Genomic DNA, 17,239 nt, shown 5'->3' on the forward strand with positions numbered 1-17,239 from the left:
TATGCCACTTAAAGACAGCCTGAAGGTCGGCCCATGGCCAGGCGGAGCACCATTTTTGTCTGAGATAGAAGGAGAGCAAGCAATGCCTGATAACACGATTACACCCAACCCTAACCCCCTCACCCCAGCTCAATTGCGGGAGGCCCTGGATCGGTGGGCGGAGGAGCAGCCAGGCGTGATCCGGTTTGACCATGAGGATGGCTTGCAGCCTGGATGGGAAGCTCAGATCTGGTCTCCCCGATGCGATATCCAGTCAACAGACCGCTCTGGTTACCACTGGGAATTTATTGCGTCCCAGCTTGAGAACGGCGGAGCGATCACGTTTGATGTCAAAGACTGGATGCTGTTGCTCTCACTAGCGATTCAGCATCAGTACGCCCCATGGCTGCGATTAGTGGCAGAGCTGGATTGCACCGGGGCTAAGGCAGCGCGGATGGTGTTAGAGGCGATGAATGAGTCTATCTCTGGCCCTGGCAAAGACCTAACCCAGATCATGGGGCAGGTGCAGCGGGATTTGGCGGGAAGAGTGAGGATTGAGGAGGGGTGATGGTTTTATTTCAAGGTGAGCAGATCAGTCAAATTATCCAAGGCGATTGCCTGAATATTCTCCCCCAGCTTCCCGAGAAGCATTTCAATTGCTGCGTGACATCCCCGCCATACTTTGGCCTGCGTGATTACGATGTCAACGGGAGTGATTGGCCAGAGATGTCTTATCAGCCTATGCCAGGATTGCCAGAGATGATTATTCCCCCATGGCATGGTTGCCTTGGGCAAGAGCCCACCCCAGAGATGTTCACCGCTCATCTTGTCCATGTATTTCGTGCTGTTTGGCGAGTACTTCGGGATGACGGGTGTCTATGGCTGAACCTGGGTGACTCTTACGCATCTAAATGGGCTGTATCTCGCCGCAACGTGGTGGGCAACGACAGCTTAGAGGATGGGAAAAGACAAAACCGTCCTGATCGGCTCACTAATGGGCTCAAAGAGAAAGACTTGATCGGGATTCCATGGCGGGTGGCGATGGCATTACAGGCGGATGGGTGGCACCTCAGGCAAGATGTAATCTGGCAAAAGGTGAACCCCCTCCCAGAAAGCGTTAAAGACCGCTGTACCAAAGCTCATGAGTATCTGTTTCTGCTAACTAAGCAACCCCGTTATGCCTTTGACCATGAGGCGATTAAGGAACCTGCGATCGCGGGCTATAACGGTTCAACTTTTACCGGCGGCAAAACATTGGCGGCCGCCGAGCATTTAAATCCAGTTGGTCGCAGGCCTCGAGTTTTTGATAATCGTAAAGAACTAAGAACCGACACCGAATCACGACACAGATCTTCTATCCCCGGTGGTCAGTCGTTACAGTCGAACCCCAATGGCCTCAAGAATAAACGCTCTGTATGGCCTATAGCTTCCGAGCCCTGCAAAGAGGCGCACTATGCGGTGATGCCCAGTGCTTTGATCGAGCCCTGTATTCTGGCGAGTGCTCCTATTGAGGGCTATGTTCTCGATCCGTTTGGGGGAGCGGGGACAACTGGGATGGCATGCAAACGCCATCGGCGCAATTACACGCTGATCGAACTCAGTCCAGAGAATTGCGCGATCGCTCGGCGGCGCATTGATAAAGAGCCATGGCCACAGTTGAATTTGTTGGAGGCAGCCGCGTGACAGCTATTTTTATATTCCTCGGAGTCACCACCGGCACTACCTACCTGGCCCTGCGTTTGCTCGGTACCCACTTCGATCGCCAGTCGGAGCGGGCGCGGCGGGGTGAAATCGAGCTGGTGAACCCGGATAAGGCGGGGGAAGTGTTGGGGCCGGTTGAGGTGAAGGAGCGGGAGGTGGAGGAGTGATGAATCAACAATCTGATTTCGCCAAACAGCTAGACCAAATAATCTTTGCTATAGCTACTTTGCAAAAAGAGAATAGACAGCTGCGAGCAGATTTGCTAAATGCACCAACGACAGGTTGGGTTGATCCTCTTCGTGCAGGCGTAGCCCTTGGTTTCTCTGGTAAAGACGTCACGATAGTCAAAAAAATGCATCAACTCAGAAAAACTGGTGCATTTAACAAATACGGGACGCACTACCGAACAATTGGCGCTGATTATCAGTACCACATTGAAAATTGCAACAAAGCATTAAATAAGGGTAAGGCTGCGTGACGCACTCCCACCGCTAAGGACAAGCCTATAGCGTGGGATGAGGGCCGAATAGTTAAATATCGAGTTCTAGCCAAATATCCTCAGACTGAGTGCGATTGATCCACTTGCTGTAGATATCCCGGAATGTGACGATGCTATGCCCCATCCATTTGCTAGAAACAGCATCAGGCAACCCAGCTCGAATACATCTGATCGCATAAGCATGGCGCAAAGAGTAGGGTTTCCATTTGGGCCTTTCGCTAATCACTTCTTGATCAATAATGCGATCGCACTGCCTCCAAAAAGCGCGAGCTGATTTCTCGCCATGACGGATTTGAGACACTGTTAGCTCAGGTAAATTTGGTTTATCTAATTTGAATAGTTCTACCCAATAGGAAGGCATGGGATACACTTCACGGCTCCCCGTTTTTCCAGCGGCCACCAAGCATACCGGGAAAGTCCTACCCTGCTTTGTACGATACTCCAAGGACGAATTCCAAACCTCGTGATTTCGTAGGCCATAGGTTGCCATCATGCAAAAGACATATCGCCATTTGGGGTTTATTAATTTAGGTAGTAGCGCCTCAATTTCTTCATCCGCAGGAATTATTTTTTGGTTTTTAGGTTTTTTAGGACTATAAGTACCTTGATATGGCTTAAGGCATTCATCAACCCTATCTAATCCACAAAATTTAGCAAAATGCCTAAGTTCAGTGACGACGTATCGCGCCTGAGCTGTTTGGGGTGTAAGAGCCTGCGCGATCGCCTCAAAGTCAGCTAAAGACAGTGGTCTTTCTACATTCAGCTTGAGCAACCCCCGGTCTAAAAAACGACGTCGCCATAACGCTTCAAGCTCGTCAGGTCCATACTTTTCTCGGTTCAACCGATGTTCAAACACTTCAACTTTATAAGCCTTAAGTTGGTCAGCGCCTGACTTTTCGGACACGGGTGCTCTGGGCTTCCACCAATCATTCCAGTCAAAGCTTTGATTGATGAGCTGAGTACCCAAGAGCCTAGCTTGTGTTTCTGCTCGCCTTAATCCGGGCAAACTGATCGGGTACCCTAGCGAAATTCGCTGCTGATGAGCCTTGGCTTTTTTGCTACCTGGCTTTGGGGGTAGTGTAGCGGTGAGGTACAAGTAGTTTCGCTTACCTCTAGTTTCTAGAGCGACCCTGAAGCCATCCATTTTTAGCCGCAGGTTGATTTCTGAAATTTTGTCACTCCGTGCCTTATCCATGGCTTAAAATCAGTCTTAATCTCGCCAGATTTCTCTAGATTAAGATAGCATTAGCAAAATTGAAGTACTGGCAATTCAAGGTAAAACACCACAAAACTCAAGTCTTGCAAGGTTTATTAAGCGAAATTGGTCGGGTTTTGTGATGATCGGGAATCCTTGGTAGGTACATTTACACTTAAACTGGTGTGCCTGTACCTCTATTTGACTACCTACTTTAAAGAGATCCATTGCGCTTTGGTCGCTCTTACCGTCGTTACCTAGGTTACGTACAGCTGTTGCTATGGCGACAGCTACAGAAATATGGCTACATATTGATTGCTTTGGGGATTGCGCTTGCTGTCATCGGTGTTCGACAGCTGGGGGGACTTGAAACCCTAGAATTAAATATGTTTGACAGCCAAGTTCGTTACTATGCAGCGGAGTCAGGTCTGCCTGAGGTGGTCGTTGTCGGGATTACTGAGGCGGATATTCGTCACTCTAATCAATGGCCCCTCAGTGATCAAACAGTGGCTGAACTGTTAGAGCATTTACAGGGGTATCAGCCGGCAGCAATTGGACTCGATCTTTATCGAAACATCGAACATCCTCCTGGACGTCAGCGTTTGCTCGAACAACTAACCGCTGACAATGTCTATGTCATTTATGATGTTGGGTTGGATGTAACTCGTGACAACCTGGCCCCTGAGGAGGTACCTGCTGAGCGTTGGGGATTTGCTGATTTTGTGGCCGATACGGATGGAGTCATCCGCCGCAACTTTATGTTTGCATCAGTCGAACCCGATGAGTTTTACTCCCTCGGCCTCCGGTTAAGTTTACATGTGCTGAAACGTCGCTATGGCCCGCATGTTTTTGCCAAGGGGTGGGATGGGCTGACGATTGCCAATACCTTTTTTCCAAGAGTGATTCCGACGACAGGGGGCTATCACGATGCTGATACAACCGGATATCAGGTGATGTTGCAATATCAGACTCGTAATGAGGCTATTCGACAGGTATCTCTAAGGGATGTACTGAACGATGAGGTGAATCCAGATTGGTTCAAGCATAAGGTTGTTTTGATTGGGACGGTGGCTTCTAGTATTAATGACCTCTTTGTTACTCCCCTAAATACCCAAATCACGGCAGATGTGAAAACACCTGGAGTACTGATGCATGCCCGAGCTGTCAGCCAAATTTTGTCGGTGGTTGAAGGGAAGTATGGTCTGATATGGAGCTGGACCCAATGGCAGGAAATCCTTTGGATTGGGAGTTGGTGCTTAATTGGGGGAGCGTTGGTTTGGTACATGCAGCGGTTGATGGTGCTGACATTGTGTAGCGCGATCGCACTCTCAATCTTAATCGGCATCGGGTGGGGGCTATTTTTCTATGGTGGTTGGATTCCTGTTATCCCTGCTGCCTTAGGCTTTGCCATTACCTTCAGCAGCACGATTGCCTACCAAGTTTGCGATCGCACCTTTTACGATTCACTGACTAGCTTACCGAATCGCCTATCTAGCCTGAGATATCTACAGCGATGCTTAGATCAGCGGCCTGATTCTGCCCCTCTGGTGGCGCTGCTTCTGATCGATCTAGATTTATTCAAATCAGTGAACGAAAGTTTAGGCGTCACGGTTGCCGATCAACTGTTGAAAATTGTGGCCGAGCGGCTGGTACAGCATCTACCTACCGCCTCAGTCGCTCGGGTTGGTAGTGACCAGTTTGCCGCCATTGTGCCAGCGGTTACCCATACCCAAGCTGCCATTTCCACCACTGTCCATCTGCAGAAACGCCTGATGGACTCGATTCATATTAACGGTCAGTTAGTTAGCACAACCATCAGCATTGGTATAGCGCTACATCAAAAAGGATGGGGGTATCGGGCCCATGAACTTTTGCAAGATGCCCATCGAGCGCTAGCAAAAGCTAAAAATTTAGGACGCGATCGCCATGAAGTATTCAATGAGAACATGCGCGTCAAATCAGTATCGCAGTTTCAATTAGAAATGGACCTGCGTCATGCCAAAGACGATCAACAATTTCAGCTGTATTACCAGCCAATTATTGACTTAACCTTAGGGGAAATAGCCGGTTTCGAAGCCTTGATCCGCTGGCATCATCCTGAGCGTGGTATGGTCCCACCCAATGATTTTATCGGTATTGCCGAAGACACCGGTATAATTCTGTCCATGGGAGAGTGGATACTCCATGAAGCCTGCCGTCAAATTCAACAGTGGCAACAACGCTTTCCAAAACCCAGGCCTTTGTTTATCGGTGTCAATCTCTCAAGTCGTCAGTTTGTGCAACAGGATCTAGCCACGACGATTGCCACAATTGTGCAGCAGCATCAAATTGATCCCTGTGGCCTCAAACTGGAGTTGACCGAAAGTGTCGCCATGGAAGATGTCGATGCAGCCATCCAACAGCTGGTGCGACTGAAGAATAAAGGATTGCAAATTAGTTTGGACGATTTTGGTACCGGCTATTCATCCTTGAGCTATCTTCACCGGTTTCCCATTGATTCGCTCAAAATTGATAAATCATTTGTTGATCGAATGGAAAGCATTAGTGAACATGCCGATATTGTTGGCACCATCGTTTCGTTAGGTCACCGTCTTCAGCTCGATATTATTGCCGAAGGTGTAGAAACGATGGCGCAGGCTCGCCTCCTAAAACAGCTGCAGTGTCAATATGCTCAGGGTTATTTCTTCGCCAAACCCCTACCCGAGGAGCAAGCTGTTCAGCTACTCATTCAGAATCAACGCTGGCACATCGAGGGTTAGACCCATATAAAATCGCAATTGTTGCGATGAAGATAGCGCTTCAAGTTAGTCCAATTTAGTTATAAACTAATCTAGCTAAGTTACTGAGACAGTCTATTATTGCTGGTTTTCATCTCTCTATTTTTTGGTTTGTCATAGCTCTGCGTAGGCTGACTTGTAGGATGACGATGCTGAATCCTGTTAAACGTGACTGGTTTACAGTAGGTTATATTGAGGTTGTACGTGCATGAAATCTCTTGGCCGCCATATTTTAGTTGAATTCCATGGTTGCTCCTCGGAAATACTCAATGACGTACCCTGTATCGAGTCTAGTATGGTGAGTGCAGCTAAGGAGTCCGGCGCTACCATCATTAGCTCAGTTTTTCATCACTTCTCCCCTTTTGGCGTATCCGGAGTTGTCGTGATCCAGGAAAGTCACCTGGCGATTCACACCTGGCCAGAATACCGATATGCGGCGGTTGATCTGTTTACCTGTGGTGATTCCGTTAACCCATGGACCTCTTACAAAATCCTGAAAAAGGCCTTTCAGGCTGAACATGGCTCAGCTGTAGAGATTAATCGTGGACAGATGGATTTATTGGAGAAAGCCAGCATAGAACTGGGAGAGCTTAGGGATGAAGCCGCCCAGCAGCTGGTTGTTCCCAAGTATAGCCGCAGTGTTTGGTTCACCGATCGCAACGAAAATATTGCCTTGTCAATTCGCCATAAAGGAGACTGCCTGTTTCGGGAAAAGTCTCCTTACCAGACAGTAGAGGTATTTGACACCTTTGAATATGGCAAGATGTTGGCCGTTGACAAAATGGTCATGTGTAGTGAAAAGGATGAAAAGGGCTACCATGAGATGATTATCCATGTGCCCATGGTTCTCCATCCAGACGTCAAGAATGTTTTGGTGATTGGTGGGGGCGATGGCGGCAGTATTCGTGAGATTTTACGCTATGAATCTGTTGAAAACGTGACCATGGTCGAAATTGATGAGGCTGTTGTTCGAGCGTCTAAGGAGTTTTTACCCAGCCTGTCATCGGCCTTTGATCATCCTAAGCTCAAGCTGATTATTGATGATGGCATTGAATATGTGAAACAGTCTCCAGATAGCTGTTTTGATATGATTGTTGTTGACTCCTCTGATCCCGTAGGCCCCGCCGAAGGCTTATTCTCTGAAGCATTTTATCAAGACGTTTATCGCTGTTTGCGACCGGGAGGGGTGATGACAGCCCAAAGCGAATCGCCCCACTTTAATCAGAAAGCGTTTATAGAATTAAATTCTTGTCTAAACGATATTTTTAATCCTCAGAATGTTTTTTGTTATCTAGCATTTATTCCTACATATCCGACGGGTATGTGGAGTTTTACATACTGTACCAAGGGGGGCAAACACCCTGTGGCTACCCTCGATAAACAACGAGCCCAGCAAATTTCCCGAGAGTTTAATCTGCAGTATTACAACAGCGACATCCATGGGGCAGCGTTTTGTTTGCCCACGTTTATTAGCACCATGCTTGAGGCATAGTATGGGTAAAGAGTCTGGAAAAGTGACGTCTGAGCGAGAGCAAAGCATTGTTGAGAAAATCGCTAGCTTTGATCCAGGGGGGGTGGGAGCTGTTAATGGTAATTTGTTTGGCTTCCCCCATGACTATACCCATGCCAGCACCATAGTGCTGGGTGTGCCCTGGGATGTAACAACATCGTATCAGGATGGGACATGCCAGGGACCAGAGGCAATTTTGCGAGCATCACCCCAGCTAGATTTCTATGATTTTGATCATCCTGATGCGTGGCGACAGGGAATTTATATGCTGCCGGTGCCAGGGTGGTTGCTAGCTGAAAACCGTCGCTTGAGACCGGATGCGATCGCAATTATCCATAGTGCTGAGCGCGGCATTACTCCTAGCGATAGTTCAGATTTAGCCGCCGCTCTGGCCCGAGTCAACCAGGGCTGTCGCACCATGAGTCGCTGGGTGCGCTCTCAAACCAAAACCGCCCTGCAGCACCACAAAAAAGTCATCATCATTGGTGGTGACCACAGTGTGCCTCTAGGTGCTCTAGAGGCCCTAGCTCAGGAATATCTCAGTTTTGGCATTCTGCACCTTGATGCCCACGGTGATTTACGCAACGCCTACGAAGGATTTCAAGAATCCCATGCATCGATTATGTTTAATGCGATGCAGCTGCCTCAGATTTCAAAGCTGGTGCAGGTTGGGATTCGAGACATTTCCCATGGTGAAATGGCCTTGATTGATCAGTCCGATGGCCGTATCGTTACCTACCTGGACACCCAGCTCAAGCAGGCGGCCTATGCAGGGCAAAGCTGGCTGCAGCAATGTCAGGATATTGTGCGCAATTTGCCTGAGCATGTCTACATTAGCTGTGATGTTGATGGTCTTGATCCCAAGCTATGTCCCCATACAGGTACTCCGGTCCCCGGTGGGTTAAACCTTGAAGAAGTCTACTGTTTGTGGCGTGAAGTAGTACGCAGCGGTCGGCGCATCATTGGCTGTGATATCTGTGAGACCGGCAACCATGAATGGGATGGCAATGTGAGTGCGCGAATATTGTACAAGCTGTTTTGCTTGATGAATATGCCTACAAGCGTAGCCGGAAAGTGTGAGGCAAAAGGAGGAGATTAAAGATTCATGCTTCCGTCCTCATGGTGCTTGACTTTGCCCTATTCTGCCTGCAGCTACCTCAGACTGAACTCCGCAAACGTATCACGTTAAGAAGTATTGCCTTCTCAACGTTTTCTAATTATTTATTTAGATGCTTATTCAGATGCTGTTTTTGTTGCGGTTAGCAATTCAAACTGGCGTTAAGTGATTTACTCAGAGGAGTAACATTGGATGGCGCGTCGGATTAAATCCCCAACGGTTTTGCAAATGGAAGCGGTGGAATGTGGTGCCGCTGCCCTCAGTATGGTGTTGGGGTACTATGGGCGCTATGTCCCCCTGGCAGAATTGCGCCACGCCTGTGGTGTGTCGCGGGATGGGGTCACCGCTGCCAATGTGCTTAAAGCTGCCCGTACCTATGGTTTAGAGGCTAAAGGATTTAAAAAAAGCTTAGACAGCCTGAAACAGCTCAAGCCGCCATTTATTGTATTTTGGCATTTCAACCATTTCTTGGTGGTAGATGGGTTTGAAGCCAACTACGTTTACCTGAACGACCCCGCCACTGGTCCTCGGCGGGTCACCCTGCAGGAATTTGATGAGGGGTATACCGGAATTGCGCTGACCTTTGAACCCGCAGACACGTTTGAACCGGGGGGGCGCAAACCCAATGTGATGGGCTCTCTGGTTCGGCGGTTGGCAGGTTCAACCGGAGCGTTGCTGTACTGTACGCTAGCGGGCTTTTTGTTGGTGCTGCCAACCCTGGCCCTACCGGCATTTAGCCGCATTTATATTGACAATATTCTGTTGGCTAAACGTCTGGACTGGCTGCCCTATGTGCTGTTAGGGATCGCCCTGGTCGTGCTATTGCAGGCTGTTTTGACGATGCTGCAGCTACGCTATTTGCGAGCCCTCAGGATCAAGTTGGCAGTAGGGATGGCCAGTCGGTTTGTTTGGCATGTGCTACAGCTGCCAGTAGGGTTCTATGCTCAGCGGTTTGCCGGGGAAATTAGCGGTCGCATTAGCCTGAATGACAGTGTGGCCAGCGTGCTGTCAGGGCGCTTGACGACAACCCTGATTAGCTCAGTGATGATCGTATTTTATGCGATCGCAATGTTGCAGTACGACATTCCCCTCACCATTATTGTGATTTCCTTTGCCGTGATTAACGTCGGCGTTTTGCAATGGGTGTCCCGCCAGCGTAAGGATGCCAACTTACGCCTGGTGCAGGAATACGGTAAAGCATCCGGGATCGCCGTAGCCGGATTACAGGGGATGGAAACCCTGAAAGCCGGTGGTTTAGAGTCTGACTTTTTTGCGCGCTGGGCAGGCTACCACACCAAAGCCATCAATGCTCAGCAGAACCTGGGGCTGGCTAACCGCGTGATTGGCCTACTGCCAGCATTATTATCCACACTGGCTACCCTGTCGTTGCTAATTATTGGTGGCTGGCGCATTATTCATGGCAGTCTCACCATTGGTATGCTAGTTGCTTTCCAACTCCTGATGCAAAGTTTCCAGGGGCCAGTTAACACCCTTGTACAGTTTGCTGGCACCTTGCAAACACTGCAAGGTAATCTGGACCGACTGGATGATGTACTAGAAAATGAAACGGACATTGCATTTTGTTCCCACTGCAAACAAAATGTCTCCGAAGCAGAGGAAGCAGCCCGTCACCATCGACTTTCCGGCACCATAGAGATTCGTAATCTCTCCTTTGGCTATAGTCCATTAGACCCGCCTCTGATAGACGACTTTAACCTGACGATTCAACCCGGACAGAGAATAGCGCTTGTTGGCGGCAGTGGTTCGGGCAAATCCACGCTAGCTCGGGTAATCGCCGGACTATATCAGCCCAGAAGTGGCGAAGTTAGTTTTGACGGTCGCCCCCGGCAAGAGATTTCCCAAGCAACCCTGACGAATTCCATTGCTATGGTGGAGCAAGATATTTTATTGTTTGCAGGCAGCGTCCGCAACAACCTTACCCTTTGGGATGACACAGTATCTGATGAAGACTTGAAACAAGCCTGTCGAGATGCCGAAATTGAAGAAGCAATTTTGGCCATGCCCTATGGGTATGATGCCATGCTATTAGAAGGTGGCCAGAACCTCAGCGGCGGTCAGCGTCAGCGATTAGAAATTGCCCGCGCCTTGGTAAACAATCCATCGATTTTGATTATGGATGAAGCCACCAGTGCTCTAGATACAGAAACCGAGAAGATTATTGATCAAAATCTACGGCGACGTGGCTGCACCTGTATTATTGTGGCCCATCGACTGAGCACAATTCGCGATGCCGATGAGATTATTGTGCTAGATCGAGGCAAAGTCGTGCAGCGAGGCACCCATGAACAACTTTGGCAAAAGGATGGCCACTATGGAGATTTGATTCGGAGTTCAGGCTCAGCATTAGCGGTTGCTTAGGCACCCGCGCTTAAATAAATTCCCTGTTACCCCATCACTCATCTACCCATCTACAGCCTCAACCTGGGAATTTATTTAAGCGCAATCCCCTGAGTGAGAGTTTTGAAGTTTATTGTTATCTCGACGACTTGATCCTATGGTTCTTGCAGATTCCCAAAGCCCCTCTAGCACCTCTAGCATTCAGTCCATTAACAGCAATGATATCTTCCCCCTGGTGGCGGCTGGGCTTTGGCGCGTCAAATCTGGCCGTTTAGGTATTTTTGTAGTGGGTTGGCAAGATGGAGCACCTGTGGGTGAACGTCGTTATCTGTGGACGGTCGATGTTGGAGATTTGATGGTTGGAACAGATGCCCGGTCCTGTGATCTGGCTCTGATGGCGGTGGCCTTTGAGGCAAGTGAAATAGAGACCATCGTCACAATGGCCGATGACAGCAGCGATATCTGTGGTCATGTCACCATCCCCTTACTGCGACAGGTCGAGCGTTGGGTAGAGGCATTGACCCTGGTGAAGGGATTTCCTGGCAGATCGATTGCAGAAGTCTCCGATATGGTTGGAACTTTAAGTCTTCAACCCGCTGATGGCTATAGCCCTAAAGCCGCCATGATGTGGGTAAAACCAACCAATAACTCGGTGTACTGGCTCGATACTGAAGAGTTTGTTCTACAGCCATCGGCTCCCCTATTTCCGATCTCACGCACCACCTGGGTACAGGCGCATGATCAGCCAGTCGATTTACAGGTGGTATCAGCTAATCAGCTGTGTTCCAAAATCTCCTATGGTGAATTTATTCAGGGATTAAATCTCTTTCATCAGTATGCGCTAGAGATCATTGAAGCGGGTTGGCAATCGGATCGACAGCGAGGAGAACAACAGTTTACAGCTCGACAGCAGCTCAATCAGGAGGTGACCCAAACAACGCTGCAGGGATTGGTCTCTGTCTTACAGCCCAGTGCAGGCGATTATCTACTGGCAGAAACGCCTCTGCTCAGAGTCGCAGGCGCAGTTGGGCATGCCTTGGGTGTCAAGATTGAGCCTCCGGCAGAGTCAGAACAGGCCCATCAGGTTAAAGAACCGTTAGAAGCTATTGCCAGGGCCTCGCAGCTACGGCTGCGGCAGGTGTTGTTGCGGGGGCGCTGGTGGCGGCAGGATGCGGGGCCGCTGGTAGCCTATACGCAAGATGGACGACGTCCGGTGGCGCTACTGCCGATCCGCCAAACCCATTATGAAATGATGGATGCCACCGGCCAGCGGGTGATAATTGATGAGGCTGTGGCCAACACGGTGGAGCCGGTGGCGTTTATGTTCTATCGGCCTTTACCTGAGGGCCACCTGACGGCTTGGGATCTGTTGAAATTTGCCTTTCATGGCCGTCAGCGAGACCTAACGGTGGTCGGCCTGGCTGGGGTCGTGGTGACCTTGCTGGGTATGGTGTTGCCCCAGATGACGGCGGTATTGGTGGATGATGCGATTCCGTTTGGTAGTGCGGGTCTACTGTTGCAAATTGGGTTGGCATTGGTGGCAGTGGCGATTGGTCGAGCCAGTTTTCAGCTGGTGCAGGCAATCACAACGATGCGATTGGAGACCGGGTCTGATGTGACCTTGCAAGCGGCGGTATGGGACCGCTTGCTGAAGTTGCAAACATCATTCTTCCGAGACTATTCCACTGGAGATTTGCTGTCGCGGGTGTCGAGTATTACGTCTATTCGGCGTATCCTCAGTGGTTCGGCGTTAGATGCGATTTTGTCAGGGACGTTTGCGCTGTTAAATCTGGGGTTGCTGTTTTACTACAGTGGGAAGCTAGCCGTGCTGGCATTAGCTGTAGCGTTGTTGATTATGGTGGTCACGGTAACGTCTGGAGCCCTTTTGCTTAAAAAACAACGACCGATGTTGGAGCTGCGAGGTGAGTTGTATGGTCTGATGGTGCAGCTGATCAATGGGGTGTCGAAGCTGCGGATTGCTGGGGCGGAGTCGAGGGCGTTTGCCCAGTGGGGTGATAAGTATCGACGGCTGTTGCAGATAGAGCTGAGTACCCAGCGATTGGAAGACTCGGTTAATGTGTTTAATACTGTTATTCCGACAGTGACGACGATTGCCCTATTTTGGGTGGCCAGTACGCTGGTTGGACCGCTAGAACTATCAACGGGGCGGTTTTTGGCCTTTAATGCGGCCTTTGCTATCTTTATTGGCGGTGTCACTAATCTGAGTTTGACGATGATCGATGTGATGGATGTAATTCCATTGTGGATGCGATCGCAACCCATCCTGGCAGCATCCCCTGAAGTCACCACCGAAAAAACCGACCCTGGACAGCTTACCGGAGCCTTTTGCGTTGACCACATTACGTTTCGCTATCGAGACGATGGTCCGCTAATCTTAGACGACGTCACTTTAGAAGCAAAACCAGGGGAGTTTATTGCCCTGGTGGGACCGTCAGGGTCGGGCAAGTCAACGGTGCTACGTCTATTGTTAGGGTTTGAACATCCTCAATCGGGCACCGTATATTACGACGGTCGCGATATGTGCGGTTTGAATTTAACCGCCATCCGTCGACAGCTGGGCGTGGTGCTGCAAAATGGCCACATCAGCGCCGGATCAATTTTTGAAAACATCTCTGGTGGGGCGTTAATTACCCAGGATGATGCATGGCGGGCAGCAGAAATGGCAGGCTTTGCCGACGATATCCGCAGCTTTCCCATGCAGCTACACACCGTGGTGAGCGAAGGCGGCAGTAACCTGTCTGGGGGTCAGCGTCAGCGATTGATTATTGCTAGAGCCCTAGCCCTGAATCCAAAACTGTTACTGTTGGATGAGGCAACCAGCGCTTTGGATAACAGAACCCAGGCCATTGTCAGTGAAAGCCTTGACCGGCTTAACGTGACTCGCGTTGTTGTCGCTCACCGGTTGAGCACAATCCGCAATGCCGATCGCATTTATGTGATTAAAGCAGGGCGAGTGGTACAGGTTGGTAGCTTTGACGAACTGGCAAAGCAGCCAGGAGTTTTTGCAGAATTAATTAAACGTCAGCTAGCCTAGAATTTTACGTGACACTCAATTTATTTTTGCTCTTCTTTAATAATTTGGATACTTTCCCATGCTGGAAGCTTTTGCGCTTGTCGTAATTGGATGATTAAGAACATGATGTAAAAGTCTGCTGTATCACTAAATAGCTGAATTAAAATATCCCTGTCATGGTTATACTTCTCAGTCTCTTTATTGTCCCAAAGCATCCAATCTTGAGGCTTTAAAAATTGACCATAAGCCTCAATCAGAAGCTCTAAAATCAGTAAAAAGGTATTTAAGTAAGCACGAACAAGATCGAACTCAAGATTAATAGTACGAGTATTGACCAAATTAAGGTCGAGATTAAAGTTCAGATCAAGCACACTAACAAGATCAAGAGTATTGTTACGTGCAGTCTCAAGATCACGTGCCCGTGCCCGAATGCTAGCACTTGTACGGGCACGGGCAAAAGCTAAGCTTCGGGATTTATCGCTAATGCTAACACGAGCACGATTACGGGCGCGATCACGTGTACGTGCAAAGCTACTAGCAAGTGCAAGAGCATAAGCACGGGTATCCGTATGAGCGCAGGTAAGATCAAAGTCAATGCTATGAGCCCGGTCAATGTTATGCGCACGTGCATAGATACGGCTAAGAGCACGCTCAATAAAAGTATGATTGTTGCGGTCAAGTTTTGTCTTTGAACGTGTTCTTACACGTTCAAGAGCCCTAATGCGATCAAATGCAGGATCAATAGCGACAGCATAGTCTGGAGCAGCATCAAAATCTGATATAAAAAGCTGTTCTATTGATTGAGCTAAAATATCTTTCCATTGTTGCCATTGTCTTGTGGGCACCCCTACTAGTTTGTACTCTGTTGATTCCAAATCTATACTCCATGTACCAATATCAGCTTGTGTTATGGGGTAAATTTTCTCTTCTTGAATATATGGTAATCGATAAATTTGCCCAGTTTGTTGGCTTAGCCATTGGCAAAAAGCTTGAGCATCACTAGCCCTAATTCCTTGGATAGATTGAGTCGCGATACCTGAAGGGAAATGATATTGACACCAGTGATCAGGTTGATGGTTTTTTCCTTGTTGATGCTGCTCATCAACAAATAACTGATATTCTGCACAGGTGATATAGCTAGTATCAATTGCGTTCTTTTCATCGACTCTGAGCAATCTTTCCAGGCGTCGAGATAGTTTGACTTTTGCAGCTAACTTGAACAAGTCTGGATTATGAGATTCTAGTCCTTGGATTAGGCATGCTTCAAGCTCCTCGCGCGTATGAGGCTGTATACTTAGACTTTCTTCTAGACAATCGAAAGCTAATGATAAGGTATCAATGTTTTCAGAATAAAGAGCTGCTTGGATGATTCCACTAGCATCTGTTTGAGCAGAATAAAGTCGAATCGTTTCAGCCCACCAGGAAAGTTGTTCTGGAGCTTTAATTGCATTAATCAATATTGATTCTTCCTTTAAATCCTTGATTTCAACTGATGCCAGATATTCTTGTAGGCTCAGATGAGCAAACTCATAAATCCCTTCTTCTTTAGCAGTTAATAATCCGCTAATTTCTCTCATTTGTTTTAGGAATTGAGTTGAGGCTAATGTGTCAGAAGACACTAAAATCAGTCTCTCCTGCAGTATTTTATCAATTTCAAGATTAAGTGAAAAAGAACGTATTTTATTCTTCATAAGAGCAAAAGCCAATGATTTTAGAACAGATATCTTTTGAGAAGCTGTCAAATTATCAGGAATACGCTTTGCTCGTTGTCGCTTTTCTAATAAAACTTGGCAAATCTCTTTGTAAAGCTCAACTCGTTTGCCAGGCAAAGCACTACCTCGACGGTGAACATTAGTAATCATTGTTAGCAGCAAAGGATTTACAGCCATTGCTGCTAATGGAGCATTATCTCGAATTCTCTTGATCAAATCATCTGCTTGTTGTTTAGCATCTTCTTGCACTCCCAAATCGTCGTAATTTTCTTGATTTCTGATTTCTGTTTCTAAATACCAATTTTGAATAAAGCGTTCTACTTGGCTAAAGCTAAAGGGTTGTACCTCTAAAATCGTGACATCTTGCTGGAGGTTAGCATGTTGATATCCCAATGGACGGGAAGAAACAATAAAGGCTGTTTCTGGATACTCTTTCATTTGGAAATCGACCCATTCACTAACCTGTTGTCGTTCAGCTTCATCAGCAATTTCATCTAACCCATCCAACAAGATTAAACATTGACTATGCTTTAACTTGTTGGCGAACCAATTCGGGGGTGGCTTTAGTGGATCAATCTTCTGCAATTGCTGCAGCCAACAGTCAATGAGATCAGCCAATGATAAATCTGGTTTGTTGATAATAACTTCTCGTACATCTCTCAGATATATAAGCACCGGAATATATGATGGTGCTTTAGGGTACAAGAGTTTTCGTTCTTGACGACTTGTATAAATTAGTGTTAGATATCGTAACAAAGTGGTTTTACCCGAACCAGGTGCACCTAAAATCGCCAGACGCCGAAATGCATAGTCATTAGCCATTCTCATCAAAATCTGACCAATATCTTGGCGCTTCGATAGCTTTTCTGGAAGGTTCTGAATTAAATCGGGGGAAATCTTAGCGAGACTTTTTTGTGAAATCTTGAGAGGAACAAATACTTTCTGCAACTTTAGGACCTGATCCTTATCCAGTCCTTGAGTCTCATGGTTACGGCAAATATAAGTCAGTCTCTGATAATACTTATCCTCAAAGTCTGATGTTAAATGTCTCCAAATGCTCAGTGCTTTTGCCTTTGAAGCTACAGCAACTTGATCACCTATTACAAACATCCACTTAGCTAAGCCTCCCCCCCTGACTTCAGCTTCCTTGCCAGCTTCCTCCATAAACTTGCTGCTGAACTTTACCCATATTGATGAGCAAGCTGTTACGAAAGAGGCAAGAATTGCTTGTATCCAATCGCCAGTTAAAAGTGCATGGGCTGTCATACCCATACCCACACCAGAAGGAGTCCACTTCACAAGGTTTGTGATAGCCGATTGGATAATTTTTTCCATGGGTAGATGGCGGCAAAGCTAT

General features: G+C 47.9%; 11 protein-coding genes. 9 read left to right on the forward strand and 2 right to left on the reverse strand.

Going from position 1 to position 17,239, the window contains the following annotated elements:
- Nucleotide 1 precedes the first annotated feature (1 nt).
- The 4 genes from N836_RS42765 to N836_RS42780 are packed head-to-tail and all read left to right on the forward strand — an operon-like array spanning nucleotide 2 to nucleotide 2,158.
- Nucleotides 2–547: a hypothetical protein gene (locus N836_RS42765; RefSeq protein WP_023070711.1), complete on the forward strand. Its 546-nt coding sequence runs from the start codon at nucleotides 2–4 to the stop codon at nucleotides 545–547.
- Nucleotides 547–1,662: a DNA-methyltransferase gene (locus N836_RS42770; RefSeq protein ID WP_023070712.1), complete on the forward strand. Its 1,116-nt coding sequence runs from the start codon at nucleotides 547–549 to the stop codon at nucleotides 1,660–1,662. The genes N836_RS42765 and N836_RS42770 overlap by 1 nt, the downstream gene beginning before the upstream one ends.
- Nucleotides 1,626–1,847 carry a hypothetical protein gene (locus N836_RS42775; protein ID WP_152532043.1) on the forward strand — a complete coding sequence of 74 codons (222 nt, stop codon included), beginning with the start codon at nucleotides 1,626–1,628 and terminating at the stop codon, nucleotides 1,845–1,847. The genes N836_RS42770 and N836_RS42775 overlap by 37 nt, the downstream gene beginning before the upstream one ends.
- Nucleotides 1,847–2,158, forward strand: coding sequence for a hypothetical protein (locus N836_RS42780; protein WP_023070714.1), 312 nt, complete (start codon nucleotides 1,847–1,849; stop codon nucleotides 2,156–2,158). Before N836_RS42775 ends, N836_RS42780 begins: the two co-directional genes overlap by 1 nt.
- A gap of 52 nt (nucleotides 2,159–2,210) precedes the next feature.
- Here N836_RS42780 and N836_RS42785 read toward each other — a convergent pair whose 3' ends face one another.
- The gene (locus N836_RS42785; RefSeq protein ID WP_023070715.1) at nucleotides 2,211–3,374 is read right to left on the reverse strand and encodes a tyrosine-type recombinase/integrase; all 1,164 of its coding nucleotides are present in this window, start codon (nucleotides 3,372–3,374) and stop codon (nucleotides 2,211–2,213) included.
- 227 nt (nucleotides 3,375–3,601) lie between these two features.
- Between N836_RS42785 and N836_RS42790 the strand changes: the two genes are divergently transcribed.
- From N836_RS42790 to N836_RS42810, 5 genes are all read left to right on the forward strand, one after another.
- Nucleotides 3,602–6,133, forward strand: coding sequence for an EAL domain-containing protein (locus N836_RS42790; RefSeq protein WP_023070716.1), 2,532 nt, complete (start codon nucleotides 3,602–3,604; stop codon nucleotides 6,131–6,133).
- Nucleotides 6,134–6,359: 226 nt separating this feature from the next.
- Entirely contained in the window at nucleotides 6,360–7,643 is a 1,284-nt protein-coding gene (speE, locus tag N836_RS42795; protein ID WP_031291509.1) for a polyamine aminopropyltransferase, read from the forward strand.
- A 1-nt stretch (nucleotide 7,644) separates the two neighbouring features.
- Entirely contained in the window at nucleotides 7,645–8,760 is a 1,116-nt protein-coding gene (locus N836_RS42800) for an agmatinase family protein (protein WP_023070718.1), read from the forward strand.
- A gap of 210 nt (nucleotides 8,761–8,970) precedes the next feature.
- Nucleotides 8,971–11,157 carry an NHLP family bacteriocin export ABC transporter peptidase/permease/ATPase subunit gene (locus N836_RS42805; protein ID WP_023070719.1) on the forward strand — a complete coding sequence of 729 codons (2,187 nt, stop codon included), beginning with the start codon at nucleotides 8,971–8,973 and terminating at the stop codon, nucleotides 11,155–11,157.
- Nucleotides 11,158–11,293: 136 nt separating this feature from the next.
- Nucleotides 11,294–14,191 carry an NHLP bacteriocin export ABC transporter permease/ATPase subunit gene (locus tag N836_RS42810; protein WP_023070720.1) on the forward strand — a complete coding sequence of 966 codons (2,898 nt, stop codon included), beginning with the start codon at nucleotides 11,294–11,296 and terminating at the stop codon, nucleotides 14,189–14,191.
- A gap of 20 nt (nucleotides 14,192–14,211) precedes the next feature.
- On the opposite strand, the gene N836_RS75145 is transcribed toward N836_RS42810, so the two are convergent.
- A complete protein-coding gene (locus tag N836_RS75145; RefSeq protein ID WP_081716786.1) occupies nucleotides 14,212–17,217 on the reverse strand; it encodes an NACHT domain-containing protein in 3,006 nt (1,001 codons plus the stop codon).
- Between the last annotated feature and the right edge of the window lie 22 nt (nucleotides 17,218–17,239).

Source organism: Leptolyngbya sp. Heron Island J (assembly GCF_000482245.1).
Classification (GTDB): domain Bacteria; phylum Cyanobacteriota; class Cyanobacteriia; order Phormidesmidales; family Phormidesmidaceae; genus Leptothoe.